The organism is candidate division WOR-3 bacterium (assembly GCA_016934535.1).
GTDB lineage: Bacteria > SDB-A > SDB-A > SDB-A > SDB-A > JAFGIG01.
Genome location: JAFGSQ010000054.1, coordinates 17494 through 43738, shown reverse-complemented (window position 1 = coordinate 43738; position 26245 = coordinate 17494). Strand labels below are relative to the sequence as shown.

23 protein-coding genes are annotated in these 26245 nt (G+C 43.1%); 20 read left to right on the top strand and 3 right to left on the bottom strand.

The annotated features are described in order from the left end of the window. The 10 genes from JXL83_08055 to asnS are packed head-to-tail and all read left to right on the top strand — an operon-like array spanning position 1 to position 8423. A complete protein-coding gene (locus JXL83_08055) occupies positions 1–978 on the top strand; it encodes a D-glycerate dehydrogenase (protein ID MBN2364070.1) in 978 nt (325 codons plus the stop codon). Further along, a complete protein-coding gene (locus JXL83_08050; GenBank protein MBN2364069.1) occupies positions 975–1199 on the top strand; it encodes a hypothetical protein in 225 nt (74 codons plus the stop codon). The genes JXL83_08055 and JXL83_08050 overlap by 4 nt, the downstream gene beginning before the upstream one ends. Before the next feature lie 5 nt (positions 1200–1204). Continuing rightward, a complete protein-coding gene (locus tag JXL83_08045) occupies positions 1205–1744 on the top strand; it encodes an RsmD family RNA methyltransferase (protein ID MBN2364068.1) in 540 nt (179 codons plus the stop codon). After that, a complete protein-coding gene (gene coaD / locus JXL83_08040) occupies positions 1734–2237 on the top strand; it encodes a pantetheine-phosphate adenylyltransferase (GenBank protein ID MBN2364067.1) in 504 nt (167 codons plus the stop codon). Before JXL83_08045 ends, coaD begins: the two co-directional genes overlap by 11 nt. An 11-nt stretch (positions 2238–2248) precedes the next feature. Beyond that, positions 2249–3448: a pyridoxal phosphate-dependent aminotransferase gene (locus JXL83_08035; protein MBN2364066.1), complete on the top strand. Its 1200-nt coding sequence runs from the start codon at positions 2249–2251 to the stop codon at positions 3446–3448. Positions 3449–3457: 9 nt separating this feature from the next. Further along, complete coding sequence (gene obgE, locus JXL83_08030; protein ID MBN2364065.1) at positions 3458–4444, top strand: GTPase ObgE; 987 nt, start codon at positions 3458–3460, stop codon at positions 4442–4444. Further along, positions 4444–4977, top strand: coding sequence for a HEAT repeat domain-containing protein (locus tag JXL83_08025; protein MBN2364064.1), 534 nt, complete (start codon positions 4444–4446; stop codon positions 4975–4977). Before obgE ends, JXL83_08025 begins: the two co-directional genes overlap by 1 nt. Beyond that, positions 4978–5964 (top strand): DNA-processing protein DprA, encoded by a 987-nt coding sequence (locus JXL83_08020; protein ID MBN2364063.1) that lies wholly within the window; start codon positions 4978–4980, stop codon positions 5962–5964. It begins immediately after the preceding gene. A 2-nt stretch (positions 5965–5966) separates the two neighbouring features. Next, positions 5967–7115, top strand: a complete 1149-nt coding sequence (larA, locus tag JXL83_08015) for a nickel-dependent lactate racemase (GenBank protein ID MBN2364062.1) — start codon at positions 5967–5969, stop codon at positions 7113–7115. Positions 7116–7136: 21 nt separating this feature from the next. Beyond that, positions 7137–8423: an asparagine--tRNA ligase gene (gene asnS, locus JXL83_08010; GenBank protein ID MBN2364061.1), complete on the top strand. Its 1287-nt coding sequence runs from the start codon at positions 7137–7139 to the stop codon at positions 8421–8423. A gap of 85 nt (positions 8424–8508) precedes the next feature. Here the strand turns inward: asnS and JXL83_08005 are convergent, their stop codons facing one another. After that, complete coding sequence (locus JXL83_08005) at positions 8509–9156, bottom strand: hypothetical protein (protein ID MBN2364060.1); 648 nt, start codon at positions 9154–9156, stop codon at positions 8509–8511. Positions 9157–9263: 107 nt separating this feature from the next. Here JXL83_08005 and JXL83_08000 point away from each other — a divergent pair, with 107 nt between their 5' ends. Further along, positions 9264–9743, top strand: coding sequence for a DUF4190 domain-containing protein (locus JXL83_08000; GenBank protein ID MBN2364059.1), 480 nt, complete (start codon positions 9264–9266; stop codon positions 9741–9743). 233 nt (positions 9744–9976) lie between these two features. Here the strand turns inward: JXL83_08000 and JXL83_07995 are convergent, their stop codons facing one another. Together JXL83_07995 and JXL83_07990 are read right to left on the bottom strand one after the other, a co-directional pair. Beyond that, positions 9977–14395: a diguanylate cyclase gene (locus JXL83_07995; protein MBN2364058.1), complete on the bottom strand. Its 4419-nt coding sequence runs from the start codon at positions 14393–14395 to the stop codon at positions 9977–9979. Then, positions 14392–14784 (bottom strand): DUF1232 domain-containing protein, encoded by a 393-nt coding sequence (locus JXL83_07990; protein MBN2364057.1) that lies wholly within the window; start codon positions 14782–14784, stop codon positions 14392–14394. Before JXL83_07990 ends, JXL83_07995 begins: the two co-directional genes overlap by 4 nt. Before the next feature lie 119 nt (positions 14785–14903). Here JXL83_07990 and JXL83_07985 point away from each other — a divergent pair, with 119 nt between their 5' ends. Genes JXL83_07985 through ychF form a run of 9 tightly spaced genes read left to right on the top strand, consistent with a single transcriptional unit; the run spans position 14904 to position 26245 of the window. Continuing rightward, positions 14904–15839, top strand: coding sequence for an NAD-dependent epimerase/dehydratase family protein (locus JXL83_07985; protein MBN2364056.1), 936 nt, complete (start codon positions 14904–14906; stop codon positions 15837–15839). After that, on the top strand, positions 15829–16419 hold the full coding sequence (locus JXL83_07980) for an N-acetyltransferase (GenBank protein MBN2364055.1): 591 nt from the start codon (positions 15829–15831) through the stop codon (positions 16417–16419). Before JXL83_07985 ends, JXL83_07980 begins: the two co-directional genes overlap by 11 nt. 21 nt (positions 16420–16440) lie before the next feature. Then, complete coding sequence (locus JXL83_07975; protein MBN2364054.1) at positions 16441–19398, top strand: hypothetical protein; 2958 nt, start codon at positions 16441–16443, stop codon at positions 19396–19398. A 3-nt stretch (positions 19399–19401) separates the two neighbouring features. Continuing rightward, on the top strand, positions 19402–20259 hold the full coding sequence (locus tag JXL83_07970) for a hypothetical protein (GenBank protein ID MBN2364053.1): 858 nt from the start codon (positions 19402–19404) through the stop codon (positions 20257–20259). Beyond that, positions 20256–22640 (top strand): helix-hairpin-helix domain-containing protein, encoded by a 2385-nt coding sequence (locus JXL83_07965; protein MBN2364052.1) that lies wholly within the window; start codon positions 20256–20258, stop codon positions 22638–22640. The genes JXL83_07970 and JXL83_07965 overlap by 4 nt, the downstream gene beginning before the upstream one ends. 21 nt (positions 22641–22661) lie before the next feature. Beyond that, the gene (locus tag JXL83_07960) at positions 22662–23750 is read left to right on the top strand and encodes a hypothetical protein (GenBank protein MBN2364051.1); all 1089 of its coding nucleotides are present in this window, start codon (positions 22662–22664) and stop codon (positions 23748–23750) included. A gap of 9 nt (positions 23751–23759) precedes the next feature. Continuing rightward, positions 23760–24341 carry a hypothetical protein gene (locus JXL83_07955; GenBank protein MBN2364050.1) on the top strand — a complete coding sequence of 194 codons (582 nt, stop codon included), beginning with the start codon at positions 23760–23762 and terminating at the stop codon, positions 24339–24341. Further along, positions 24328–25236: a hypothetical protein gene (locus tag JXL83_07950; protein ID MBN2364049.1), complete on the top strand. Its 909-nt coding sequence runs from the start codon at positions 24328–24330 to the stop codon at positions 25234–25236. Before JXL83_07955 ends, JXL83_07950 begins: the two co-directional genes overlap by 14 nt. Next, positions 25214–26245, top strand: coding sequence for a redox-regulated ATPase YchF (ychF, locus tag JXL83_07945; protein MBN2364048.1), 1032 nt, complete (start codon positions 25214–25216; stop codon positions 26243–26245). The genes JXL83_07950 and ychF overlap by 23 nt, the downstream gene beginning before the upstream one ends.

Here is a 26245-nt window from a genome sequence, read left to right as displayed (position 1 = left end):
GTGGCAAAAAATATACTCGTCACCAGAAAGATTCCCGATGCCGGGCTCGATGTTCTGAGGGGCAATTCGATCGAATTTGAGATTTTTCCTAAAGACGACAGGCCGATTACTAAAAAAGAACTGAAAGAAAAAGTGCCGGGCAAAGACGCATTATTGTGTCTTCTCACGGATAAAATCGACTCCGATGTGATTGAATTTTCCGACAAACTGAAGATCATAGCAAACTATGCGGTCGGCTATGACAACATAGATATAGAAAAAGCCAATGAAAAAAAAATTTTAGTGACAAACACCCCGGGAGTCCTGACTGAAGCTACGGCTGATCTCACTTTTGCCCTGTTATTGTCTGTCGTGAGAAGAATTCCCGAAGCAGATAGGTTTGTGAGAGAACGCAGATTCAAAGGATGGTCGCCCGAACTTCTGACGGGTGGAGATCTCAACGGAAAATACCTCGGAGTCGTAGGTCTCGGAAGAATAGGACAGGCTGTCGCGCGAAGAGCCTCCGGCTTCGGGATGAAGATCATATACTTTTCGAGGACAAAAAACGGCGAATTTGAAAAATCCTTTGGCGCATCGTATGCGGACATGGACGAACTTGCTGAAAGTTCTGACGTGATAACACTACACGCGCCGCTGAACGGGGAAACCCGTCACATTTTCGACATGAAACGCTTGTTGTCCATGAAAAAAACAGCATACCTCATCAACACATCGAGAGGTCCTCTCATTGACGAGAAAGCTCTCTGCGAAGTCCTTAAAAATAAATCCATTGCCGGCGCCGCGCTCGACGTTTTTGAGCACGAACCCGATATAGAGGAAGAACTGTTAAAGCTCGACAATGTGGTTCTGGCGCCTCACATAGGAAGCGCCTCAAAGGAAACCCGCGATAAAATGGCCGTTATGTCCGCCGAAAGCATAGTCAGTTTCTTAAGAGGCGAGATTCCTTTTAACGCCGTTAACAGGGAGGCTGTCATATGAGCTATATTAGAAAACTTTTTCACAAAAACTGCAGAAACGACGGGACATTACCTCTGCCCGAAAGGCTCCCTTACAACAATGCCATCGCAATTGAAGCGTTAGTCAGCATATTGGTGAAAAAAGAAGTGATTGACAGGGAAGAGCTTCTTGAAGAAGTAAAGCGGCTCGCCAGACAAATGAAAGAAAACGCTTCCAAACTGTCGGAGAACAAACCCGGATAGGGAACATGCCTAAAGGGACAAGAATAGTAGCAGGATCTTTAAAAAACAGGATCGTAGAGGGAGTGGGCGAAGGTGTAAGACCCATGACGGCGTATATGAGAAAGAGAATGTTCGACAAGCTTTCAGATTCTATTTTCGGTCTTTCGGCTCTCGATTTGTTTTCAGGTTCAGGATCAATCGGCTTTGAAGCGCTTTCGAGAGGATGCAAAGATGTATTGTTCGTCGAAAAAGACTCGCGCAGAGCAGGATATATTCTGGAACGAGCCAGGAAATGGAGCATTGTCGAGAAAGTTAAAGTTGTCAAAGCGGACGTCATGTCTCTAAAATGGAACACAAAATTCAGTCTTATATTTGTTGATCCGCCCTACGCTTTCAAAGATACAGAAAATCTCGCAAAAAGAATTCTGAATTTGTCTGAAAATGGAGGAACCGTGATATGGCACTCGAATGACAGAATCAATCTTGCAGGAATTTTCCGATTATTCGACTTGATTTCTCACGGAGGAAAAACATTGTATTTTTTTGAGGTTTTAAATGAAGAATAAAAACACGGCGATTTATCCGGGATCTTTCGATCCGGTTACCAACGGCCATTTGGATATAGTCCGCAGAGCCTCCGGAATTTTCGAAGAACTCGTAATTCTGGTCGCGGACAATCCCGGCAAAAAATACGTATTCAGCGCGAAAAACAGGATGAGATTCATAAAGAATTCAGTCGTCCAGAATGCAGGCGTCACTGTCGAGATCCACGACGGACTCCTCGCTGATTACATTTTGAAAAGTGGCATAAACATAGTTATAAGAGGATTGAGATTTGTTTCTGATTTTGAATACGAACTTTCTCTCGCATTGATGAATAGAAAATTGAACGGGCAAATTGAAACCATCTTCCTCACGCCGAGGGAGGAATTGATCTATCTGAGTTCGACAATGGTCAAGGAGATTGCTTCTTTCGGCGGCGACGTCAGCCGATGGGTTCCTCAAATTGTAAAAGACGCATTGGACGAAAAATTCGCTCCGTCAAAAAGAAGAAATTAAAAGGAGAGACAATGAAAAATATCCTGTCCAGCAGATCAGGCCTTATAAAACCTTCAGAGACCATCAGACTTTCTTCTATGGTAAAAGAACTTAAAAAATCAGGAGTGGACGTTGTCAACCTGACAGCCGGAGAACCTGATTTTGACACTCCTGAACACGTCAGAAAAGCGGCCGTCGAAGCCGTTGAAAACGGTTATACGCGCTATCTTCCGTCTTCAGGAATCAAAGAATTGAGAGAAGCTGTCGCCGATAAAACCAACGAATTTATTTCAACGAAATACACTTTTGAAAATGTCGCCGTCTGTGCAGGCTGTAAAAACGCGATTTTCAACGCCCTGATGGCTCTTTGCGATCCGGGAGACGAAGTCATAATACCTTCGCCTTACTGGGTCAGTTATCCTTATCTCGTCGAACTGACCGGAGCGAAACCGGTTTACATAGACACAAAGAAAACGGGATACCTGCTGGATCCCAAAATTCTCTCTGAAAAAATAACGGAAAAAACCAAGGTGATTTTCATAAACACTCCGTCAAATCCCGTCGGCAACGTCTATTCACTGGATCTCCTGAAATCCCTGTGGAAAGTTATTGAAAAACACGACAGGATGTTTGTTGTTTCGGACGAAATATACGATCACATTGTCTTTGACGGCAAAAAGCATCATTCTTTTGCCAATGTCTCGCCAGAAGCGGCGAAAAAGACAATAATAGTAAATGGAGTTTCCAAAACATTCGCCATGACCGGATGGAGATTAGGCTGGCTGTTAGCCGATCAGTTCATAACCGAAGCTTCATCGAAAATAGCTTCCCACACTATTTCCTGTGCTTCCTCAGTTTCTCAAATGGCCGCTCTCTCAGCTTTGAACGCCGGTTTCAGCTGTGTGAATGAGATGAAAAACGCCTACGAAAAAAGAAGAGATCTCCTCAAAAACATGATTTCGGAAGTTCCTTCCATACGCACCGCGCCTCTGGAAGGAGCTTTTTTCGCGTGGATAGACGTATCCGACTACATGGGTAAAAAACACGCCGGAAAAACCATTGCCACAAGCGATGATATGACGACGTATCTTCTCAAAGAAAAGCATGTCGCTCTCGTTCCCGGACAGGCGTTCGGAGACGACGGAGCTGTCAGAATTTCCTACGCGGCTTCCGAAGAGGACATCCGTAAAGGCCTGGAAAGATTCAAAGAAGGCCTCGCGGAATTAAACTGAACGTCAAAAATGTATTTTATTGATAAAGCTGTCATAGATATCTCAAGCGGAAAAGGAGGCGACGGTGTCGTCAGTTTCAGGCGAGAAAAATACGCTCCTCGCGGCGGACCCGACGGAGGCGACGGAGGAAGAGGCGGAAACGTAATAATCGCCGCTGACACCAAGATGAGCACTTTGAGGGATTTCAAATACAAGAAGTCGCTCAAGGCCGAAGACGGCGGCGACGGCAAAAAACGAAAACAGCACGGCGCGGACGGAAATAATCTCTACATAAACGTTCCACTCGGCACCCTTATAAAGAAACTGCCCGGAGAGGAAGTCATCGGCGACATAGTCAATCCAGGTGACGAAATTACAGTCTTAAAAGGCGGTAAAGGCGGCGCGGGCAACACGAATTTCAAATCTTCGACGAATCAGGTCCCGTTCGAATTCACAAAAGGGAGAGAAGGATCTTCATTGAAAATTTCCCTCGAATTGAATCTCATAGCCGACGTCGGTTTTATAGGATTTCCCAACGCCGGAAAATCCACTCTGCTTTCGGCTATTTCGAGCGCCAAACCCAAGATAGCAAACTATCCTTTCACGACGTTAATACCCAATCTAGGCGTTTACGAAGACCTCGGCGGCTTCAGGATCAGTTTTGCAGACATACCGGGAATAGTAAAAGACGCGCATCTTGGCAAAGGTCTCGGGCTTGAATTTCTGAGACACATCTCCAGAACGAGAATTCTGCTTTTCGTTCTGGACGGAACGAGCAAAAACCCGGCCGGAGATTTTTTCGTCCTTTCTGATGAAGTAAAAAACTATGACGCCGGTCTGTACGAAAAAAACAAACTTATTGTCGTCAACAAAATCGATCTGTTGAAAAAAATACCCCAGCTTGAAATAAAACACGAAACGATTTATGTTTCGGCTCTGACGAGAGAAAACATAGATTTACTGCTTGAAAGAATAATAATGATATACAAAGAAATCACGGGCTTAGGAGGTCGGTAATGCCTGAAGAAAAAAGTATAATTGAAACTCCTTTAATCGCGACGGGAGATCTGAAATCTGACAATCTCAGGGAAAGAATCGACAACGTAAAACTCTACGCTGAAAGCGACTCGGTCAGTTCAATCAAAAATCTCGTCGAAGCGCTCGGAGACGAGAGTTGGAACGTCAGATTGGCCGCCGCGGAAGCGCTCGGAAAAAAAGGGCCGGATTCTGTTCAGATGATCCTCGATTCGATGAAAGATGGAGTCTGGTATTTGAAATCCAGCGCTTGCTACGCTCTCAGCCTTATCGGCGAGCCGAGAAGCGTGACGCTTATCTACGAGAACATAAACTCGCACAACAGCACAGTGGCCGAAGAAGCCGCCAAGGCCATAGATAAAATCATAAGAAAGAATCCTGAAAGATTCGCCCGTGAATATCTTGAGCATTCCGAACCTTCCTTTGTCGATCATTTGATGAAATGGCTTCTTAAAAATCACGAAGACCTCTATGAAGAAATCAATTCATATTTATCTGAAATCGAGGTTCCCTGATTGGACGTCCGTTATTTAGACAGATATTATTCAAGAAATGAATGGTCTAAGTTAACAAAGAAAGCGTGCAACGCCGAATCTTTCAGGCTAGCTCTGGGAAACGATAAACTCTCCGAAAAATTCAAAAACTTTTCAGAATCAGGCATAGTTCTGACCGGATTCGAAGAAAACGGGCCGAAAAGATTAAGCGATTTTCCAGTATATTTCTACCGCGGCAAAGCTCTCGATATAAAAGACAGAACCGCCGCGATAGTCGGCACAAGAAAACCGACGCCTGAGGGAGTAACGACTGCAGTGAAAACAGCGCGTCTGCTTGCTTCATCGGGTTACAGAATTATTTCCGACCTTTCGACGGGAATTTCATCCTGCGTTCAAAATGACGTGGCAGTAAATTACGGCGGCGGGATTGCGGTTCTTCCTTCACCTTTAGGAACGATATATCCTCCATACCACAGCGATCTGACCGATAAGATTGTGTCCTCGAAAGGAACCATAGTGTGGCTTTTACCGCCGATGAAAAACCGCAGGATTTTTGCTTCAGATTTTGCCCTCGCGAATACTTTCATAGCATCGGTGTCGGATCTCGTTGTCTTCATCGAAGGCACTTTGAAAAGCGGAACAAAAAGCCTCATCGAATACTCCGCAGATTCAGGCAAAGAAATTCTGGTTTGGAAATCCGGCGCCGAAAAACCTCAATCTGAATTCTCTGACGCTCTGATTGAATGCGGATGCAGATATTTTAAAAATACTGAAGAATTCAAACTCGCCGCGGGAATTGAAGCGACTGAAAATTCCAGCTTAAATGAAAATCTGACCGAAGAAGAAAACAACTTGATAGGATGCGCTGAAAGAGAAATATCTTTGCCTCTTCTCGTTGAAAAATCCGGACTTTCAGCGCAAAAAGCTTTGACCATAATTTCAGATCTGGAAATTCGCGGTCTGCTCGAAAAAACCCCCTGCGGCAACATTATCAGCGCCGTGAGATAAAAATGCTTTTGGAAACGCTCAAACCCTCCGAAGACAATACGAAAGTAAACGGAGGATGGAAGGATAAACTTGATCTTCTTCGCGACGAACTCGACTCTTACTCGAGGATTTTGATAATAGTCAACGACCACGAGAGGACAACTCCCACAGCCGCTGTCCTCGAATTGCTGGGTTCAGACGCTGATTTTGAAAAAAAGTCCACAGTCATAATCGCGTCAGGCACTCACAAAGACCCTTCAAAAGAACAACTCGCCAAAATATTGGGCTCATTCAAACCCGGAAAAATTTTGTTTCACGAATCGAGAGATCCTTCGCAAGTCGAATATTTCGGTGTTTCATCTTTCGGCAACGAGCTTTATTTCAACAAAGCCCTTACTCAATTCGGCGCAGTTCTCGCTGTAAACTCTGTTGAACCGCATTATTTTGCGGGTTTCACCGGAGGAAGAAAATCGTTCCTCCCGGGATTGGCGTCTTTCGGCACCATTGAAAAAAATCATTCACTCGCCCTTGAGTCCGGTGCCATGCCATTGAAACTCGAAGGAAATCCTGTCCACGCGGAAATGGATCAGGTTCTGGACTTCTTTGATTTTCCGATTTATTCAGCCCAAATCGTCGGCACTGAAAATCAGATTGCCGATGTTTTCACAGGCGACATAAGAACTTCATTTTACGAAGCGGCTTCACTTTCTTCATCAATTTTCGCCGTTCCGATCAAACGCCTGGCAGATGCTGTTTTTGTCGAAGTCGGCGAACCTTACTCCCGGACTCTATATCAGGCTCAAAAAGCGATAATTCACGCTTCCTGCGCACTCAAAAAAAACGGCATACTTTGTTTTTCGGCTCATTGTTCCGACGGAATAGGCGACAGGGGATTTTACGATCTGCTTTCAGGATTTACTGACCCGCTCGATGTACTCGCATTTTTAAAAAAAGGTTACAAATTCGGGTATCATAAATCATACCACATGGCAAGAATAGCCCTGGATCACAAAATTTGGGCCGTTACAGAAGCTGACGAATCCGTCATGAAGAAAGTGTTCATAGAAAAAATTCCGTACGTAGAAAAACTTTACGAAAAGGTTGAAGAAGAAAAACTCTTTATGTATCATATTCCGAGGGGCGAAATCACTGTGCCCCGGTATCTGTCCTAAAACATATTTTCGGAGGTTTTTATGCGGATTTCAGATATTTCCGTTTACGAAGGAAAAGACGTAATTTTTTTCTGCTGGCTGACGGGCAAGAGAAGCTCCGGACCTATACATTTCCTTCAGGTCAGAGACGGTTCCGGTTTTTGTCAGCTGACAGTCGTCAAGGGCGAAGTCAGCGATGAAACATTCGATAAATGCGGGCATCTCGCCATAGAAACCGCTTTCAGGGCGGAAGGCAAAGTGCTAAAACAGGAAAAAGCCAAATTCGGCTATGAAGTCGCCCTGAAAAATATTGAGATAATATCTGAGCCCTCAGGTGAATATCCGATACCGAGAAAGCCGAGCGGTCCGGATTTTCTGCTTTCGATGCGCCATCTTTGGATACGTTCTCCCAAACAGTCCGCCGTCATGAGAATAAGATCGGGAATCATCCACGCCATAAGGGATTATTTCAGAAAAGAAGATTTTTTCTGCGTCGACACTCCGATTTTCACACCCTCCGCCTGTGAAGGAACGACGACTCTTTTCAAAGTCGAGTATTTCGACACAGACGTTTTTCTCTCCCAGAGCGGACAGTTGTACAACGAAGCCAACGCTCTCGCTCTTGAAAAAGTTTACTGTTTCGGACCGGTTTTCAGAGCCGAAAAATCAAAGACGAGAAGGCATCTGACCGAGTTCTGGCAGGTAGAACCGGAATGGATTTTTGCCGACATCGAATCTATTATGGAAAACGCTCAAAATCTCATTCTTCACATACTTGAAAGAATACTGGAAGATCACAGACACGACCTCGAAATACTGGAAAGGGACGTCAAGCCTCTCGAATCAGTCAAAGCGCCGTTCCCGAGGCTCTCGTACGACAAAAGCGTTGAAATGCTCAAGAACAAAGGTTTCGCGATCGAATGGGGCGCCGATTACGGAGCTCCCGAAGAAACCGAGTTGTCTAAAAACTCCGATTCTCCGATATGCGTGCACCGGTTTCCTGCGCAAATCAAGGCTTTTTACATGAAGACTGATCCTGAAAACCCGAAACTCGCAATGGGAGTCGACGTGATAGCGCCCGAAGGCTACGGAGAGATAGTGGGTGGGGGAGTGAGGGAGGAAAGAATCGAAATTTTAGAAGACAGAATAAAGGAACACAACCTGCCAAAAGATGATTTTGAATGGTATCTCGATCTGAGAAGATACGGTTCGGTGCCTCACGGCGGCTTCGGTCTGGGTCTCGAGAGAACGGTTTCATGGATATGCGGGTTACAGCACGTCAGAGAATCCGTCGCTTTCCCGAGGATGATGGACAGGATAAAACCTTAAATTAACTGATTGGACGCCAATAAAAACAATAAAGAAGAGGGACAAGATTTCCCTCTTCTTTATTTACCGTTGAATATATTGTCGCTTAAAAAGCCTGAGCTTCTTTGAGTTCGTCGTAATACTGGTTGGCGACGAAAGCCATCATACCGTAAGCAGCTATTCCGCCGACAATGGGTACGATTCCGAAAAGACTGCAAATAAAAAGAGCGATTAGTATCTCGAGAGATTTAGGTATGTTCGTCTTAATGAATCCTATGGAACCCTTGATGGCTTCAGAAAAACTCTTGTCCTCGTAAAGAATGAGCATGAATCCCAGGATAAGAAATACCTGGCCTACAATCAGCGCGGCTAAGAAAACAGTTATGAAAAAGGGATGGATTATACAGATGCAAAAACCCAGTTTTATAGCACCGAGAATGAATATAAAAAGGCCGTAAAGAATCATTATTACTACATAAGCCGCTCCTGATACAATAGTGAGAAGAAATGACGGCATGAATTTTGACATCATTGAAAAAGCGTCGCTGATTTCAACTTTTTCTCCTTTTTCCTGCTTGCGTGCCGCTTTCAATATCCCGAGCATTATCGGTCCTGCCAATATTCCGATTGTTATCGAAGACACCAGGGCTCCGACGAGAACGGTCAGTCCGTACATCATTATGTCTTTTTGAAACCACGACCATCCGGTTTTTACTTTGTCCATTGCATTTTGAAAATTCATCTTTTTTTCCATTTAGTCCTCCTGATCATTATTGGGAATCAATTTAATACACTGATTGACCCCTGTCAAGGATATAGAAATGTGTTTATTTTTGACGTTTTTTTTTGTATATTCTATGTATGAATTGTTATTTTCATCCTGAAATTATTGCGTGCGATCAATGCAGTTCCTGCGGGAAAAAAATCTGTCATTTGTGCAGGGAAGAGGCTGAATCAAAAGTTTACTGCAAGGAATGCTACGAAAAAAAATATCCTGTTCAGAAAACGGTAGAAAATCCTGTTCCCGAAAATAATATTGCAGAACCTCCAAAAAAAATAAAATACAACGACCTCGCCATTGTCAGTTTTTCCCTTGCCATAGGTTCCATTTTTCTTCACCTGTTGGCTGCAATACCTGCTATCGTCACGGGAATTATTGCGAGAAAACAACTGAAAAATTCTGAAACACCTCAGAAAGGCGACGAATTTGCTCTTGCCGGTATAATTATTGGATCGATATTTATGGCTCTTTGGTCTTCTGTAATTTGCGTGTACGCTTCAATATACGGATCATTTTTCCTTACGCTTTGTTCCGCCGGTTTGTCCGGAATGTTCGATTGAAAAATCCTGTAATAAACGTTATTAAATAGTTCTTGGATTTTTCAATTTAACATAACTCTTTGCTCCGCATATTATAGCTGTTTTGTTATAACATTATGTTAAATTGGATTTTTCAATGATGTTTTTTTAAACATTATGTTATAATTGGATTTTTCAATTTAACATAATGTTTATTATCGGCGCTTTATTTTTCGCTACAACATTTCTTTTATACATCTATCAAACCATTGGATTTACTCATCAAGTGACGATATTACGCTGTTTTTTCCTAATAGTTTTGCTTTTATAAGATATTTGTCAGTTTTCTCAATCAATTCTTCTATCCAGTTAGAATCTTTTGGATACTCAGCTACTCCACAGCTGACAGTCAAATTCATGACATCTCCGAGGATTTTTGACCTTTCGACCGCTTCTCGTACTTTATCGGCTACAATTTTACCGTTGTAAATATCTGTATTTGGCAAAGCAATCAGAAACTCTTCTCCGCCATATCTTCCAAGAATATCGGAAGATCTAATTTTCTTTTTCATTATTTCGGCGAGTTTTTTCAAAACATAATCACCCCTGGCATGTCCGAGTAAATCATTGACGTTCTTGAAATTGTCAATATCCACCATAATAAGGGTCAGTTTATCTACTGAATCCTTTTCTCCGTGTATCATTTCTCTCAATTTGTTTAAAAATACGTTTCTCAGATACAGTTTTGTCAGTCCGTCTCTCATAAACAGCTTTTCTGCAGTGCTGTAATTCCAGTATTGAGATATCGTAAAAGACAGTAATCCGAGATATTCCATGTCGTAATCAGTTCTAAGATCGTTTTTCTTGTCTAAATACAAGACTCCGTTCAGTAATTCTCTTTCATACAGAGCTGATCTCCCAAGAGATGACTTGGATTTTTTTGTTTTTGCAACGAAGTGATGCATGAATCGTTTGTAATAAAATTCATTTACAACGGGTATCGTAATGTATGATTTAACAGAAAGGTTTGGATCATATATTTCATTTATGTTTATTTCTCCTGCTTTTTCAAGCGGAATCCTGTCAAGAAAAAACATCTCATCGTCCGAATAATAATATTTCTTTCTGTAAACCACTAATTCCGGCGACTTGCTGTGCAAAGACGAAAAAAATGCTCCTCTGTCGTAATTCATTGTCTCCAGCAAAGTTGAAAGTATTTTTTTCAAGAGAGTTTCTCTTTCTGAAAAGTAATTCAAATGAAGTTGGCTGTTGACTTCGTTCATGTCTGTCTTTGTAAAATGAATTTTTTTTCTTTTTTCTATAAGAAGTTTATACTCAGAAGGAAAATCCTTCCTGAAAATTTCAAGCGCTTTGCCGTAGTGAGTCTTTTTAAAAAAACGTTTATTTGAATATTGCGACATTTCAAATGAAAGCTCACTTGCTGTGTAAGATAAAAGGTTTTTATACTCAACATTTCCCGTTTTTTTATAAGCGCTGGCCAGATAAAAAATTAATCTGTATGTTATGTAATTCCTGTTTGATATGCCAGATACGTATCTTTCAATGTATCTTATTATCGCCTTGGAATCAATTTTTGACGATCTTAATTTTACAAATATCCTGATGGCGTTAATTTCATCACCAGTTGTCTTGTCTTTGAATGATGCTATAAGTTTTTTTGAAATAAACTGGATCTGTCTGTCGTCAATAAGATTAAATAGATCGTTAATATACATGTAAAGAATTAAATCATAGTTATTTATATTTTTAAATTCGTCCAGAATATCATAAAACATTTTATAATACTCGTTTTTATATCCATTTACGTTAATTTCATAAAACAAAGCCACGATTTTTTTAAAAAGATATGCGTCGGGCATTTTATTTTTTTCAATTTCAGTCTTTTTCAGATGGTCGAAAAATGAAACAAGTTCATCTTTTTTATTCAGCGACAACAATATGCTTATGATTGAATAAAAGATGTTCAGGCAGAACTTTACTGAAATTTCATGGTCTTTGTAACATCTTTTGACAAGGGAATAATTTTGTTCAAGAAATTTGTATTTTTCCAAGGGTTCAATGTTCAATGAAAGTATGTTGGAAAGAACAAGATATATATATATGTTCTCGCCCAGAAGTTTTGAATATTTTAACGCGTCTTTTAAATACGCAAGTGTCATTATAGTGTCGTTTTCTATTGCAGCCAGATTGTTGCACGCGAGAATCAAATCGTTGTAATCGCCATTTTTTTTAGCGATATCGAGAGCTATTTGAAAGTGTTTTTTGGCTATTTGAGGATTGCCGTACTTATAGTGATAAAAAGCGAAATTTGTGTTCGAGGAAAATAGATAGCTGAAATCTTTTGAAACCGTTGAAATCTCTTCAGCTTTGACCATATATATCTTGAGAGTGTTGACGAATTTTATCATTTGACCGCCATTGTGATAGCAATCCGAAAGGGTCTCAAGAGCATTCAAATGCAAATAAGCGTATTTTCGGTGTTTTTTATTGACGATTTGTTTGAAAAATATCCTCAAATCATAGAGAGCTTTTAAAAAATCAGAGTTAAGAATGAAAAATTTAGCTTCGTATATCAGAAAAGCAAGTTTTTGAAATTCATTGAAATATTCTTTTTCCTGGAGTATTTTTGTGTAAAAAGTGTTCGAATTCTGCATGTCGCCGGCGTTTAGGAACTGATTGAAAAAATCGAAATAAACGTAAATAAGAATTATTTTTGAAGGTTTTCTTTTCAGGATAAAATTATTAAGTTTTCGGTTCCTTTCGACTATATCCACCTGATTTGCTGTTTTTATCTGAGCGTATTCAACCGCCTCTTTCAACACGGGATCTTTAATGTCCGATTCTTTTAACTTGGATCGAATGTTGATTTTTTCAAAAAAATCGCCCGTGATTTTTGCCAGGTTTGTCGAAGTCCTGAAAGGCTCGATGAAATTGTGATATAGATAAGACGCATATTTATTAATTAAACCCGATGAAAGATATAAACTGAGCAGAAGTTTTTCTTCTTCAACCGTCAGTTCTTTCCCTTCGAGAAATTCGATTATTCGTTCTGCAGCACGTTTTTTTAATTCAGAGTTTCTTATGATTGAACCGACTCTGTTTTCTGTATTTTCATCGAAATAATTCAGAGAGTTTGGGCTGTTTCTTGATACGATACCTGAATTTAATAGCTCCCCTATCACCCTCTCCGTGTTTTTTTCAGAGCTTTCCGATAAAAACATTTTTAACAATGAAATATTTGCCGGCTTGATAAGAAGGTCAAAAAAAGCGAAAAATTCTTCATATTCTTTCTGTTTTTTTACAGAGAGAAATTTTCCGTTGTATTCGTCATTCAGGTGCTTTCTTATTCTGTTGCCAAGAATCAGGAGTTTCCCGTTTCTGTCCATTCCGCCAGGTGATTTCAGGACTCTTTCAAGGACACCGCAAAGGTCATAGTTCCCGTTTTTTCTCATATAGTCCGTCAGATTGCCGGTGTCAATGTTGTAGAAAAGGTCTTTGATTTTGCCGGAAATTTCGTCCGCGTATTCGTCTTTATCAGGCGGATCAAAAACATCATACGAGTGACTTTCCTGATCGGATTTTGTTGGAACACAGGTAAACATCAACAGGTTTTCTCCGTTGAAACCTCTCATAATCCTGTCGACGGCATTTGTAATTTTCTGATCGCAATCATCCCCTTCTATGCTCATGGCGACTTTACCGTAATAGGAAAGTTTTACGACGGACGACAATATGTGCTCCAGCGCTTTGGATTCGCCGTTTAGTATGGCTTCGTCTTTTGTTATTTCACTGGATTTTATACCCCTCAAATCAAGGGATTTAATCATCTGTTCTCTGAATTCGCTGAAATAAGCCAAGGGATCTTTTGAAAGATCGAGATCAATGAAGAAAAAATCGTGAATTTCAGCGTATGATTTAAAATAATCCTTTACAATATCGTAATAAGATTTCTTATAATTGACTGCATTTATTCTGAAACATCTGCCTTTGTCTTTTTCAGAACGATTAAAAGCCGTGTCAAACGTTTTTCTGACATACCGAAGAGTTCCCATGTTGAGTTTGTAATTCTTTTTGAGGATTTCAAAGACGCTTTTGGGAGTTACGTGTCGAAAACTTTCTTTATCAGGATCAAGTTTGATCCCTGTTATTTCCATAACGAAATCGGTCAGGTTTTCTTTGTTAAGTTCTATGTTTTTCGGCTGTATGAAGTCGAGAAATACAATTTGATCGTTTTCGTCCAGCAGGATGTTGTCAGGATGCAGGTCGCCGTGACCGTATCCGTTTGCGTGAAGCCATTTTAAAGAGAACAGGATTTTTTCGGCGAGTATTTTTCTGTCTTTTTTAGACGATGCGGAAAAAGTTGAAATTTTTTCGCCTCTCACGAAATTCATTGTGTAGAAATAATAATTTCCGTAAAATGAAAATCCGTCGATGTTGTAAATCTTTTCGAAGGAATAGGTTTTTACAGCGCAGGGTATGTCGATGTTCTTTGTGTAAAAATATTCGTTTTTGAAACCCTCTAGATCCTGATTCCCGAGTTTGTCCGTGTTGAAAATCTTCAGGATTTTCGGGTTTTTTCTACCCGCCCAAAGATCGGTCACTTTGTAAATAACACCGTAGGCTCCCTGGCCTATCTCGCCGTCTATTCTGTACCTGCGGTTGATAAACTTCATTTAAGACCGGTTTTCCAGTCCCTGTATTTTCTTAAATCCTTTTCTATCATGTAAAGGCATATTCCTATCAGTGCGGCGTCGTCTATCTGACCTAAAACCGGCAGAGGATCGGCAAAAAGGTCCGCAGGATTTATTATGTATAAAACCGTAAAAGCAATTGAAGAGAGCGCCCAATACGGAATCTTTTTGTATTTACCCGCCGTGTAGTCTTTAATCATCGATAGAGACATTTTTATGTCGTCGTAAAAACGTGAAAGGATGTTGCTTTTTTTTACCCTTGTTTCAATTTCGTCGGCTTTCTCGACGACCCTCTTAAGGTCTTCATCGCTGATTTTTTTTGAATTTTCTTTCAGAAAGTCTTCTGTTATCTGGAATTTAGGATTTTCCATAGCACCCCCGAATTTTTAATAAATTTTCAGACATTACAAAAACATTGTCAAGCATATAAACTTGACAGGAAGGTGACGATAATTTAACTTGAAGCTTTACCGCTATAAAAGGAGAGCAAATGAAAATATTGGTCACCGGCGGAGCCGGTTTTATAGGCTCGCATTCCTGCGACGCATTGATAAACTCGGGACACGACGTAACAGTTATGGATAATCTTTCTTCAGGAAAAAACGAAAACATTCCCCGCGAAGCCTTTTTTATAAAAGAAGATATTACAGAGTTCGATTTCGGTACGCTTTTCGCTGAAAACAAATACGACAGGATCATTCATTTTGCCGCCCAGATTGACGTACGTAAATCGGTCTCGGATCCGCTTTTCGATCTCAAGGTCAACGTTCAAGGACTTTTGAATATTCTCGATTCGGCCGCCAGAAACGGAGTAGGCAAAATTGTTTTCGTTTCTTCGGCCGGTGTCATGTACGGAGACACCGCGTCTCCGGCAGACGAAAAGACTTTCCCCGTTCCTGTTTCTCCCTACGGAGTGAGCAAGCTGGCCGGTGAACATTATCTCAGATCATATCTGCACAATTTCGGATTGAATTACACGATCCTCAGATTCACCAATGTGTACGGACCCAGGCAGGATCCTCACGGAGAGGCCGGAGTGGTGGCGATTTTTGCCAAACAGTTGAAAGCTAAAAAACAATCAATCCTGTATGGTCACGGCAAACTGGAGAGAGATTACGTTTTCGTCGGAGACGTCGTCAGAGCGGTTGTCAAAGCCGTTGATTCAGGTTCCTCCGGAGAGATATACAACATTTCTACCGGCGTCGCCACTTCCGTTCTGGAGCTTTTCAACGAGATGAAAAAACACTTCAGTGGCGTCCCGGAACCTCTCTTGAAAGACACCAGACCCGGAGAACTGCGAAGAAGCGTAGCCAGTTATGCGAAAGCTCAATCTGAACTCGGATGGAAACCTGAAACCACTCTCGGCGAAGGATTGAAAAAAACAATTGAATTTTTTCAGTCAAAAGGAGACCGACTTGTCAGATAAATATTACGCCCACGAAACTGCCGTGATCGACAGCGGAGCTGACATTGGAGAAGGCACAAAAATATGGCATTTCAGCCATGTCAGATCCGGCGCTAAAATAGGGAAAAACTGTTCTGTCAGTCAAAACTGCTACGTAGACGATAAAGCAGTCCTTGGAGACGGAGTCAAGCTTCAGAACAATGTCTCCGTTTACGCCATGGTAACTCTCGAGGACGGTGTTTTTGCCGGCCCTTCAATGGTTTTTACAAACGACGTAAACCCGCGAGCCCCATATCCAAAAGGCGGAAAATGGATTCCGACTACCGTTAAAAAAGGCGCAACCCTCGGCGCCAATTCGACGATTGTCTGCGGCAATACGGTCGGTAAATGGGCGATGGTCGCGGCCGGAGCAGTCATTACCAGGGATGTACCGGATTACGCTCTCGTCATGGGGGTTCCCGCAAAAATCAGAGGTTGGATTTGCGAGTGCGGAGTGAATCTTCCTTTGACTTTGAACGGAGAGAAAAAAGAAACCTGCGTTTGTGCGAATTGCGGCAGGAAATTTGAAAAAATCGAAAAAAACGTCCGTGAAATAAAGTGAAAATCTTAAAGGAGGCCCGGAATGGCTGATAAACGCCGTCTTTTTTTAATTTTTCTCATTTTGCCGGTTTTCACTTTAACGGCTGATGTGAGGATCAGAGACATACAATCTGACACTACGGGGCAGTACATAGGAACTGTGGTGACTACTTCAGGTGTAGTGACGGTCCAAAACGGCACTTTTACAAACGATCCGATATACATTCAGGATTCAGTCGGTCCTTACAGCGGAATTTTGATTTACACGAGCTACTATACTGTGAGAACGGGAGACTCGATAAAAGTTACCGGCACTGTCTCAGAATACTACGGCAAGACAGAGATTGGATATCTCAGCTCGCTGACAGTACTATCGACGGATTGTGACATTCCAGCGCCAACTTTAGTGACAACGAGCGCTCTGGCGACGAGTAATCCGGATACGGCCGAAATGTACGAAGGAGTGCTGGTCGGAATCATGAATCCGGTGGTTACTGACGTCAATCTAGGCTACGGCGAATGGGAAATAAACGACGGTTCCGGTCCATGCAGAGTCAATGACGAAGCTTCTTACACGATGCCCTCTCTGGGTGACACTCTCGCCGCATTGGTCGGAATACTTAATTATTCATACGACGATTTTAAACTCGAACCGCGCGGCGACTTCGATATATACGGTTCTTTTTCCGGAATTGGAAGAGTCACCGTTAATCCAAATCAGCTGACTGAAGGAGTTCCGGAAAATGTTGTCGTATCTTTTTCTGTCGATTTCGGCGAGATCAACCGCATTATCCTCTTGATCCCGGAAAATTTCGAGTTTCCGGGTTCGTACACCCTGTCGGGAGCAGGATTTCTCAACGCCACTTTGACAATAACCGGTGACACATTATACATTGAAAACGCAGGGATCACTTCTCTCGCGGGTGGGCATCTAAACCTTGCCGACTTGACCCCTCGGCTTTCGGGAGTAGAAACACTCGCCGTGTACACGGGAACCCAATCGGACACTTCCCTATCCCCTGTTTCGGATTTTCCGGAAATCCTTGTCAGCAGATTAGACGGAACGGTGCCGATATCTCTTTTAAGACAGAATAATTCTCAGGGCGTTCCGCTCCTTCTCGGAGAAACCGTCAAAATAACCGGAATAATGACCGTTGCCGGAGAATTAGGAGGTCAGTATTTCCTCTGGGACAACACGGCGGGCGTCTGCGTTTACAATCCCGGGGGCGGTCTTTCCATAGGTGACAGCGCGGTTTTTCAGGGAACAATGACACAATGGAACGGCTTGACTGAACTGTCGCCGTCCACTGTATTGTCGGGACCTTTTACCTGCACGCCGCGTGATCCGGTCACAGCAACCTGTTCGACCCTCTCTCTTGAAGGTTCGGGAGGAGTGGAAAATTTTGAAGGAAAACTCGTGAGAATCGACAATCTTTTGAGAACTGCACCCGTGTTTCCGCAAACAGGCCAGAACATGACTATACAGGATCCAACCGGAAGTTTCGAACTGAGGATAGAGACCGGTGATATCGCGGGAAAACCTTTGCCGCCGGACGGTTTTTCAATTACGGGTGTGATATCCCAGTACTGCCCTTCATCCCCGTTCACGACGGGTTATCAATTAATGCCGAGAGGCATTTACGATATACGCAAAGGCGGAGACGGAAGCGGTTTTGCTAATTCATTTCTCTCTTCCGTCCCTGTTTCATCGATCGGTGAGATAACCGTAATACTTACGTCCGAGATTGACTCGTTGAACTGCGCGTCTTTCGAATTTACCGACACATCATGGCATTGGAGCGGGAACACCTCCGATGTCCTCATAAGTCAGCCTGCCGTTGTCGACTCCGTCGCTGGAAACGGCTCGTCGAGAAGGTATGTTGTGTTCGTCGGGAACCTCCACCTGCCGCCGGACAGTTCATGCGAAATAGTTTTCAGAAACGTCACGGCTCCGGATTCTTTCGGAAAATTTACATTGAAAACAAAAACATCGGTTGAACAGGCACAATTCCTTCAGGAAACATACCTCTCTCCGGAAATCTGGGCAGTCCTGCCGATAGCTCTTGCACAATCTCCGGATTCCGGAGGATACAATTCCTCGATGCAGGGCCGTTACGTCGCTGTTTCGGGAGTAGTCACAGGTCCCTCCGCAATTTTCAACGGATCAACCACCAAAACTTCTTTCTGGATACAGGATTCGACAGGCGGTATAAACGTTTTTTCTTCACAGGACAAAGGCAACACTTCTTTTGTTCTCGGTGCCGAAGTCGTGGCGAGGGGTGTGATCACTGAATACAACGGAGTGACTGAACTTGTCTATTCGGCTCCGGATTCAGTAGAATTAGTGGGACTGGAAAGACCTTTACCTGACACTTTAGCGCTCAAAGAAAACGAGGGATTGCACGAAATCGTCGAAGGAAGACTCGTAAAAGTATCCAATTCGGTCATTACGACTTACCCACAGCAAAGCGGCACAGGCAGTGATTTCACCGTCAGGAATGGAAGGACACTGCTAACCGTCAGAGTGAACGACGCCGCGGCGCTTGACCTTTCATTCATAAAACCCGGTCAATTGTTAAGCATATACGGCGTCGTAGGCCAGTACACATACGATGAACCTCCGGCCACGGGATATCAGCTTTTGCCGAGATTCCAGACGGATCTTCAACCTGTCGATTTCGGACCGGTTTCAGAATCACAGAACATCACTGTCTATCCGAATCCCGTCTCTTTTTCTATAGGAGAAAATCTCAATTTGTTTTTAAATTCTCCTTTAGGATCAAGAATTGCGCTGAGAATATTCGACATGGAGGGAAGACTTGTAAAAACGCTTCTTGAAAACGCCTCCAGCGGTCCTCAGCTGATAATCTGGGACGGCATCACTGAGTACGGAATTTCCGCGGGTATAGGAGTCTATATTATAAATTACAGCTTCAAATCCCCGGACGGTACAGAAACTTCAATTAACCGGCCTCTCGTGGTCGGAACGCCTTTGGAGTGAAAAATGAAAAAATTCACTTGCCTGCTTTTATTCGCGATTTTTCTTCCGACACTTCTCATGCCGGTTTTCGAAGAAGTCGAGACTTCTCCGAGAGCCGAAGGGATGGCGGAAGCCGTCACGTCATGCCCCCGCGATCCTCTCGAAGCGGTATACAATCCTGCTGGGATAGCATTCCTGAGCGGAGTTCAGCTCAAGGCATTCTATAAAAAGCCTTTCGGATTGATAAACTCCGCCGGCGCTTCCATTTCTTTTCAGAACACTCTCGGATCGACCGCACTGAACGCCAGGTGGCTTTCTGTCAAAGGCGACTACAGAAGTTCGGACAGTTCTCTCATATCTTCCGACGCCGAACTCCACAGAGAGCTTTATGTTTCTTTCACTCACGCAGTGATTATGAACCGGTTTTTTTCGTCCGGTGTCTCAGTAAACACGTATTCCCTGAAACAGGAAAGATTCGGGTCTGCATACGCAATAGGTCTTGATGCGGGTGTACTGGGAACTCTTTACGGAGTCTGGAAAATCGGTTTTTCAATGAAAAACATCAATTCTCCTTCCGTTGGGAAAGAATCTCCCGAACATCTTCCCCGCGTAATAAGAGCCGGAGTATCATTTCAACCCGCAGACAACATAAACACTTCCCTGGATTTCAGGCAGGAAATCGGTTTCCCTCTGAGGATTGCGTTCGGACAGGAATACGGCATTTCAGAATATCTGACGCTGAGGGCGGGTATTCAAACCGAACCGGTCAGGTTTTCAGCCGGATTTTCTCTCAATTACACCGGCTTCGCTCTCGATTACGCCGTAATACAACACTCCGTACTCCCCATTACCCACGTACTGTCAGTAGGTTATTCGCTGTGACTGCGCTGACTATATTTTTCATCATCGCGAGCGCTGTTGCTTCTGAAAAAAAAGACATAAATACTGTTTCGCTTCAGGAGCTTTTGTCTTTTCCCATAGACAGCACCGTCGCTGAAAATATTATTGAATACAGGAACGAACACGGATTTTTCAGGACTTTCACCGATCTTTATTACGTAAGAAAAATGGACACTGAGAATTATGTGTTTATTCTCGAAAATTTTTCTTTAGCCCCTCAGGATCCCGCTGATTGGAGAAACCTGAGAATAGACGAGCTCAAAGACAGACTCGCTTCCGAAGACGACCCCGGTAAGTCAGCCATCGATTATTGGGAAAACCTCCTTCTTTTCCCACTCGATCTCAACGAAGCTTCTGTTCAACAGTTGAATTCTCTGTACGGCGTTTCCATGGTCGACGCCGCTGCAATTGTCGGTCACAGATCAAAATGGGGCGATTACAGATATCTCGGTCAACTCAGAAACACAGAAAATCTTTCATCTTACGGTTACCGGAACATAAGATACTATGTCTTTGAGCCGGACAAACCGATTGAAGACAGGCCGTGGGGAATTTTAAGGTATAAAACGGAACTTGAAAACCAGCGCGATGAAGAAGGAGACCTGAACAGTTACATGGACGAACTGTCACAGAGAATAAATGTTCTCGGCGACGAAAACTCTTCAGTTTATCAGGACCTGGAACTCTCAGGCTGGACTCAAAACATGATAGATTCTCTCAGGCGATCAAATATTTCAGATCTTGAAGAACTTTCCGAAATCAGTGATAATTTTTCACATTCGATTCTAATCAAGGGCGGATACTCAGATAGATACAGAGCCGGTGTAAGTTACAATTCAAGCGCCGGAAATCTGAATTCATTTTCCGGTTTCATGCTTTTAGAACATTTCGGATTACTCGAAAAAATTATAGCCGGAGACTACAGGCTGACATTGTCCGAGGGTCTTTTCATCGACAACTCGGAGGAATTCAGGGCGAGACAGACTCAAAGAATAAGAGGACTTTATCCCGATCTGAATCCAAACGAACAATACGGTTTCAGAGGAATCGCCGCTGAACTGAATTTCAAAAATTTCGTGTATCCTGTCGTATTCGGAAGCTACACCCGGCGAGATGCACTGATGTATTCCGGGGACACGGCAGTCATGTTTTTTCATCTTCCCTGGAAAACAGACGGATATTCAGATAAAGTAGAAGAAAAACTCGGCGGAGCGGGTATTTCTCTGAGATTCGACCGCTTCATGCCCGGGACGGTTCTGGAAGGCTATGTTTACAGGATAGAATACGACAAGTGCTTCGATCCCGAGACATCTTTGATTGATATTCCGGGAGACAGAGACAATCTCGAAGATGCGAATTTCCTGCTTTCTTCATCCGGTGATGAGAGAACCGCCTATTCACTTTCAGCGAGAACGGTTCTTGCCGGATTTTGTTATTTTTCTGGAGAATACGCTTCACAGAAGAACGGCACAAAGGCTTTCATACTGACTTCGCGTATACAGAAAGAATTCATTTATCTCGACTTCATCTTCAGGCATTACGATCTGGGCTACGACAATCCTTTCTCGAGAGGTTTCTCAGAACAAAGACGTTTTGAGGACACCGAATTTGAAAAGCCGTACAGGCTTCTGAATCCGCTTTACGCGTACATTCAATATGATCCTGTTCCGAAAGCTGAAGAAGGATTTTACGTCGAAACCAGGTATCAGATAACAAGAAATCTGACAGTGACAAAGGCTTATGTCGACGTGTGGAAAAATCTGGCGACAGGACTCGATAATTTCAGATCTCAGGGAACGATAGAATACAGATTTTCATATCCCATGAGCCTGAGTGTCAGGCAAAAATGGCAGAACAAAAAATTGCAGAAAACATCATACTACAGCTCGTCCGTCACAAACGAAACCGAGCTGAGGCTCAGGTTTTTTCTTGAAAATGACGATTATCTCTCTTTTTCAGTCGCGAGGAGCCAGGTTCTTCTGTCGCAACGCGAAGGAAAAGGCAGTTCCGAATTGATATCCGGATATTATCTTTCCGGGAGATACGAGCACAAATTCTCGGAAGGATTTTCCATACTCGGAGGAATGGACATCTGGAACGGAGAAGAGATGAGCATGTGGGAATTCGAGGACATGGGAATAGATTTTCTTTACGGACACGGCATAAAATCGTATTTCGTCGCCCGTCAGAGGATAAACGAGAATATATTCGTGCGGTTAAAAGTCAGGCACGATCTTTTTTACAGTCCCTATTACGGATCCGAAGAACTTTATCTGGACGGTAATTTACCCATGGTCAGGCCCGGGTTCGATGATGTGTCATCGAACCTGTACCTGTTTGTTTTGATGGATTACAGATTTTAGCAAATATGCAAGGAGACGCAGATGAAAATTAGTCGTTTCTTTTTAATGTTGTTGACTCTCCCGGCACTGCTCAATTCGGGATATCTCGAATACGTCAATTCAGGCAGGCAGATATATCCCTGCATGACCTCGACGGCTTCAAGAGGCTACGCAGGCATAACGTCCGATCCTCTTGTAAATCCTGCCAACACAATGCCGGCCAGATATTCTTTTACGGTCAACACCGGTCTGAAATATACAACTGAATCCGAGGTCGTGTCAGTGTTCGACAGTTACAACAACAGGATAGGCCGCCTCACGATAGCTCAGAACAGCGGTATCAATCTGACACCTTATTCCGCTTTGATTTATTTCAATTTCCAGAAATTTGGCACAGGTATTTTTGCGGTCCAGTCTGCAGACTTCAATTACGAATACAAATACGTCGAAAGAAACGCTTTTTACCAGATAGTAAGCGAAATCTCGAAAAGTTCGTCGGGAAACGGCAACATATTCGGAATTATGGCAAATTACTCGGGAAAAGCGTTTTCAGCGGGAGCCGAAGTGGATTATCTCTCGTTGAATTACGACAAAAAATACGAACACATTTTTTTCGAAACCGGAAGAACCGACACTATCGTAGAAGAAAAATTTGACGAAAACGCGTTTGTTTTCAAAGGCGGCTTGAAAGCCTCTCACAGAAATTATTCGGCAGGTTTTGTTTTTTCGACGAGTGACAAAGAGACCAACACTCCCCTCAAAACAGGACTGGGAATATCAGTCGGCAACACCGGATTCATCCCTTCGAGAATCCATTTTGACTTCAGGAGAAATTTTTACGGTCAGCTTAATGATTCACTCAGAGACGTCAATTCATTTTACTTCGGTCTTGAGAATAAATTTTACAACAGAACCGTCTTTTCTCTCGGAGGCGGTTACGAGGAAAACTGCTTCGAGAAACAAGCCGGCGTATTTTTTTTCACGGCAGGATTTTTGACGGATTTCGAACCGATCGCTTTTTCGATGTCCTTTCAATACGATCAGAGAGATTACCCAAAACCAGGTGACGCGGTTCTTACAGTCAGAGAAAGCTCTGTCGGCATGACCTGCGGAATCACGTATTTACTCTGAGGAGAAAACATGAAAACCGGACTTTTCTTATTGTTTTCGGCTGCAGCCTTTTCTTTGGCGGCTTTCGGAGCCAATGAAGTCGTCATGATGGCTAACAGGGATTATTACCCGATTCTTCACGAGATTCTTCAAAATGCAGAAAATGAGATCCTGATAATAATGTATCAGGCGAGAACTTATCCGGCTCACCCTGACGGAGTAAACGAACTTCTTTATCAGGACCTTTTCGACGCCGTAAGCAGAGGCGTAAGAGTGGAAATCATACTCGACGCCTCCTCATGGAATCTCGGAAGCACTTTTCAGAACCTTCAGCTGGCCGAACTGCTCCGGGAAGGCGGAGTCCAGGTGCTCTGGGACCCGCCCGACGTCACAAGTCACGACAAGTTGCTGCTGGTTGACGACGAAATTGTCGTCGTCGGTTCGACCAACTGGTCTTATTACGCACTCGCGAGAAACAACGAGATATCGGTCATGATAAGATCGTCTGATTTCTATCGCGAAGTGAGATCCTATTACGACAAGATCAGGGAACACAGTACGGAAGAGCTCATTCTCGACGCTGAAGAGGGCTATTCAGATGAGAATCCTTAAACTGTCTCTGATTTTCGTTACAGTTGCTGTTCACTGTCTTTTTTCTGAACGGATAAAAATATGCTTTACCTCGGATGTTCAGGGAAGTTATCTCCCTTCTGAGGCCACTTGGATAAGCTCATCCTTCCCTCCGCCATTGGGGGGCGCGGCATCTCTTTCCGGATTTTGCGCCCTCGAAAAACCGGATCTGCTTCTCGACGCGGGTAATTTCTGGGGACTCTCGCCTCTCGGTTCGACAGGTAAAATTAAAGCGGGGATATTCGCCTCAAATAAAATCGGATACGACGCAATGTCGGTAGGGATTGATGACCTTTTCAAAGGTGTGGAATTTTTAAAAATCCTCTCCCCCGGGCTTTCGTGCGGTTTTATATCTTCCTCGATTTTAGACAGCTCGGGTAACTTCGTTTTTGACCCTTACAGAATATACGATATAAACGGCGTCAGAATCGGGGTGACAGGACACGTTTCAAGTCACGCGGAATGGTTTTTACCTCAGGGTATTTTGAACGAGTATAAAATTCTCGACGAATCGACCGCCGTCGAAAGATCGGTTGAAGAGCTTTTATTGAACGACTGCGACATTGTAATATCACTCAGCCATTCGAGTTTCAGGCACGACACTCTTTTAGCCAATGCGGTGTCCGGCATAGACATAATTATCGGCGGATTCGACGGTTTTGCCGGAACATGGGAAAGTTTTGTCAACCACACATTGAATTTCAGAGTTCACACGGACATGTCTTCTGTCGGCCTGATTGATATTGAAATTGACGAAAACGGCGGAATAAAAAACTGGAATTTCAGAGAAATCAACCTTTTTACGGAAGCATACAATCCCGACGAAGATATGCTTGAAAGCCTGAGAGTGTTTATTGGAAATTCAGATAGTCGGTAGAAAAAGTTCGGGAAAATCGACACTCCTTGAATTTTTGACAGGATCAAAAATAGCGAGGGGTGTTCTCGACCTTCTCGATGAAAGAGTCGATTGGCTCACTGAAATGAGTTCGTCGAAAAAGAAAGTGTATGCAAAAGTTGAACTCGTTGACACACCTTCATCGAAAACCGGCGCGGAAGACGAAAGCTTCTTTGAAAAACAAGTTGTGCCTCAGGCAAAAGGCAAGGACGCCATTTTGTACTGTCTCAGGAATTTCACCTTGCCCGGTTCCGCTCTGCCTTCTCCTGACCCTCTTTCAGAGCTTGACCTTCTCGAAACTTTTCTCATTCTTTCGGATCTTCATACTGTCGAAGGAAGACTCCTGAGACTGAACGACAATAAATTCAAAAGAACAAACATGGAAGACCTTGAAAAGAAAATATTGTCAGAAAAAATATTTCATTTACTTGAAAACAACAAACCGTTGAGAAGTGCCCTCGATCCGCAGGATTTTATTTGGGCCGAAAAAATCGGCCTCGTCTCTCATTTGAAAGCTTTCGCCGTCATTAATTCTGACGAAAGACTTGAAAAATCAAATGAAATCGAAGCTATGATCACGGACAAAGGGATCCCTGCGGTCGTTATATGCTCCAAATTCGAACTTGAAATATCCGATCTTCCCGAAGATGAAGCTGCAAAATTCAGAGAAGATTTCGGTGTAGGAGCGTCTGGAAGGAACGACCTCGTGAAAAGGCTCATGAACGGGCTCGATCTTGTCTCATTTTTAACCACAGGTCCCAAAGAAAGCAGAGCCTGGCTGACTAGAAGCGGTTCAAAAGCCCCCCAGGCGGCGGGAAAAATCCATTCCGACATAGAAAGAGGATTCATAAGAGCTCAAGTGGTGCATTACGAGGACCTTAAAAAAGCGGGCGGTTTTCAAAAAGCTAAAAGTCTGAATCTGGTAAGATCCGAAGGTAAAGAATACACAATGTCAGACGGAGACGTCGTCGAGTTCTTTTTCAGTGTTTGA

Bases quoted from the DNA above. Each gene is read 5' to 3' on its own strand.
- JXL83_07975 (MBN2364054.1), top strand. From the start codon at position 16,441: ATGGCTGATAAACGCCGTCTTTTTTTAATTTTTCTCATTTTGCCGGTT.
- JXL83_07985 (MBN2364056.1), top strand. From the start codon at position 14,904: ATGAAAATATTGGTCACCGGCGGAGCCGGTTTTATAGGCTCGCATTCC.
- JXL83_07995 (MBN2364058.1), bottom strand. From the start codon at position 14,395: ATGAAGTTTATCAACCGCAGGTACAGAATAGACGGCGAGATAGGCCAG.
- JXL83_08045 (MBN2364068.1), top strand. From the start codon at position 1,205: ATGCCTAAAGGGACAAGAATAGTAGCAGGATCTTTAAAAAACAGGATC.
- coaD (MBN2364067.1), top strand. From the start codon at position 1,734: ATGAAGAATAAAAACACGGCGATTTATCCGGGATCTTTCGATCCGGTT.
- JXL83_07950 (MBN2364049.1), top strand. From the start codon at position 24,328: ATGAGAATCCTTAAACTGTCTCTGATTTTCGTTACAGTTGCTGTTCAC.
- JXL83_08035 (MBN2364066.1), top strand. From the start codon at position 2,249: ATGAAAAATATCCTGTCCAGCAGATCAGGCCTTATAAAACCTTCAGAG.
- JXL83_07990 (MBN2364057.1), bottom strand. From the start codon at position 14,784: ATGGAAAATCCTAAATTCCAGATAACAGAAGACTTTCTGAAAGAAAAT.
- JXL83_07970 (MBN2364053.1), top strand. From the start codon at position 19,402: ATGAAAAAATTCACTTGCCTGCTTTTATTCGCGATTTTTCTTCCGACA.
- JXL83_08005 (MBN2364060.1), bottom strand. From the start codon at position 9,156: ATGGAAAAAAAGATGAATTTTCAAAATGCAATGGACAAAGTAAAAACC.
- JXL83_08050 (MBN2364069.1), top strand. From the start codon at position 975: ATGAGCTATATTAGAAAACTTTTTCACAAAAACTGCAGAAACGACGGG.
- JXL83_07955 (MBN2364050.1), top strand. From the start codon at position 23,760: ATGAAAACCGGACTTTTCTTATTGTTTTCGGCTGCAGCCTTTTCTTTG.
- JXL83_08025 (MBN2364064.1), top strand. From the start codon at position 4,444: ATGCCTGAAGAAAAAAGTATAATTGAAACTCCTTTAATCGCGACGGGA.
- asnS (MBN2364061.1), top strand. From the start codon at position 7,137: ATGCGGATTTCAGATATTTCCGTTTACGAAGGAAAAGACGTAATTTTT.
- larA (MBN2364062.1), top strand. From the start codon at position 5,967: ATGCTTTTGGAAACGCTCAAACCCTCCGAAGACAATACGAAAGTAAAC.
- JXL83_07960 (MBN2364051.1), top strand. From the start codon at position 22,662: ATGAAAATTAGTCGTTTCTTTTTAATGTTGTTGACTCTCCCGGCACTG.
- JXL83_08000 (MBN2364059.1), top strand. From the start codon at position 9,264: ATGAATTGTTATTTTCATCCTGAAATTATTGCGTGCGATCAATGCAGT.
- obgE (MBN2364065.1), top strand. From the start codon at position 3,458: ATGTATTTTATTGATAAAGCTGTCATAGATATCTCAAGCGGAAAAGGA.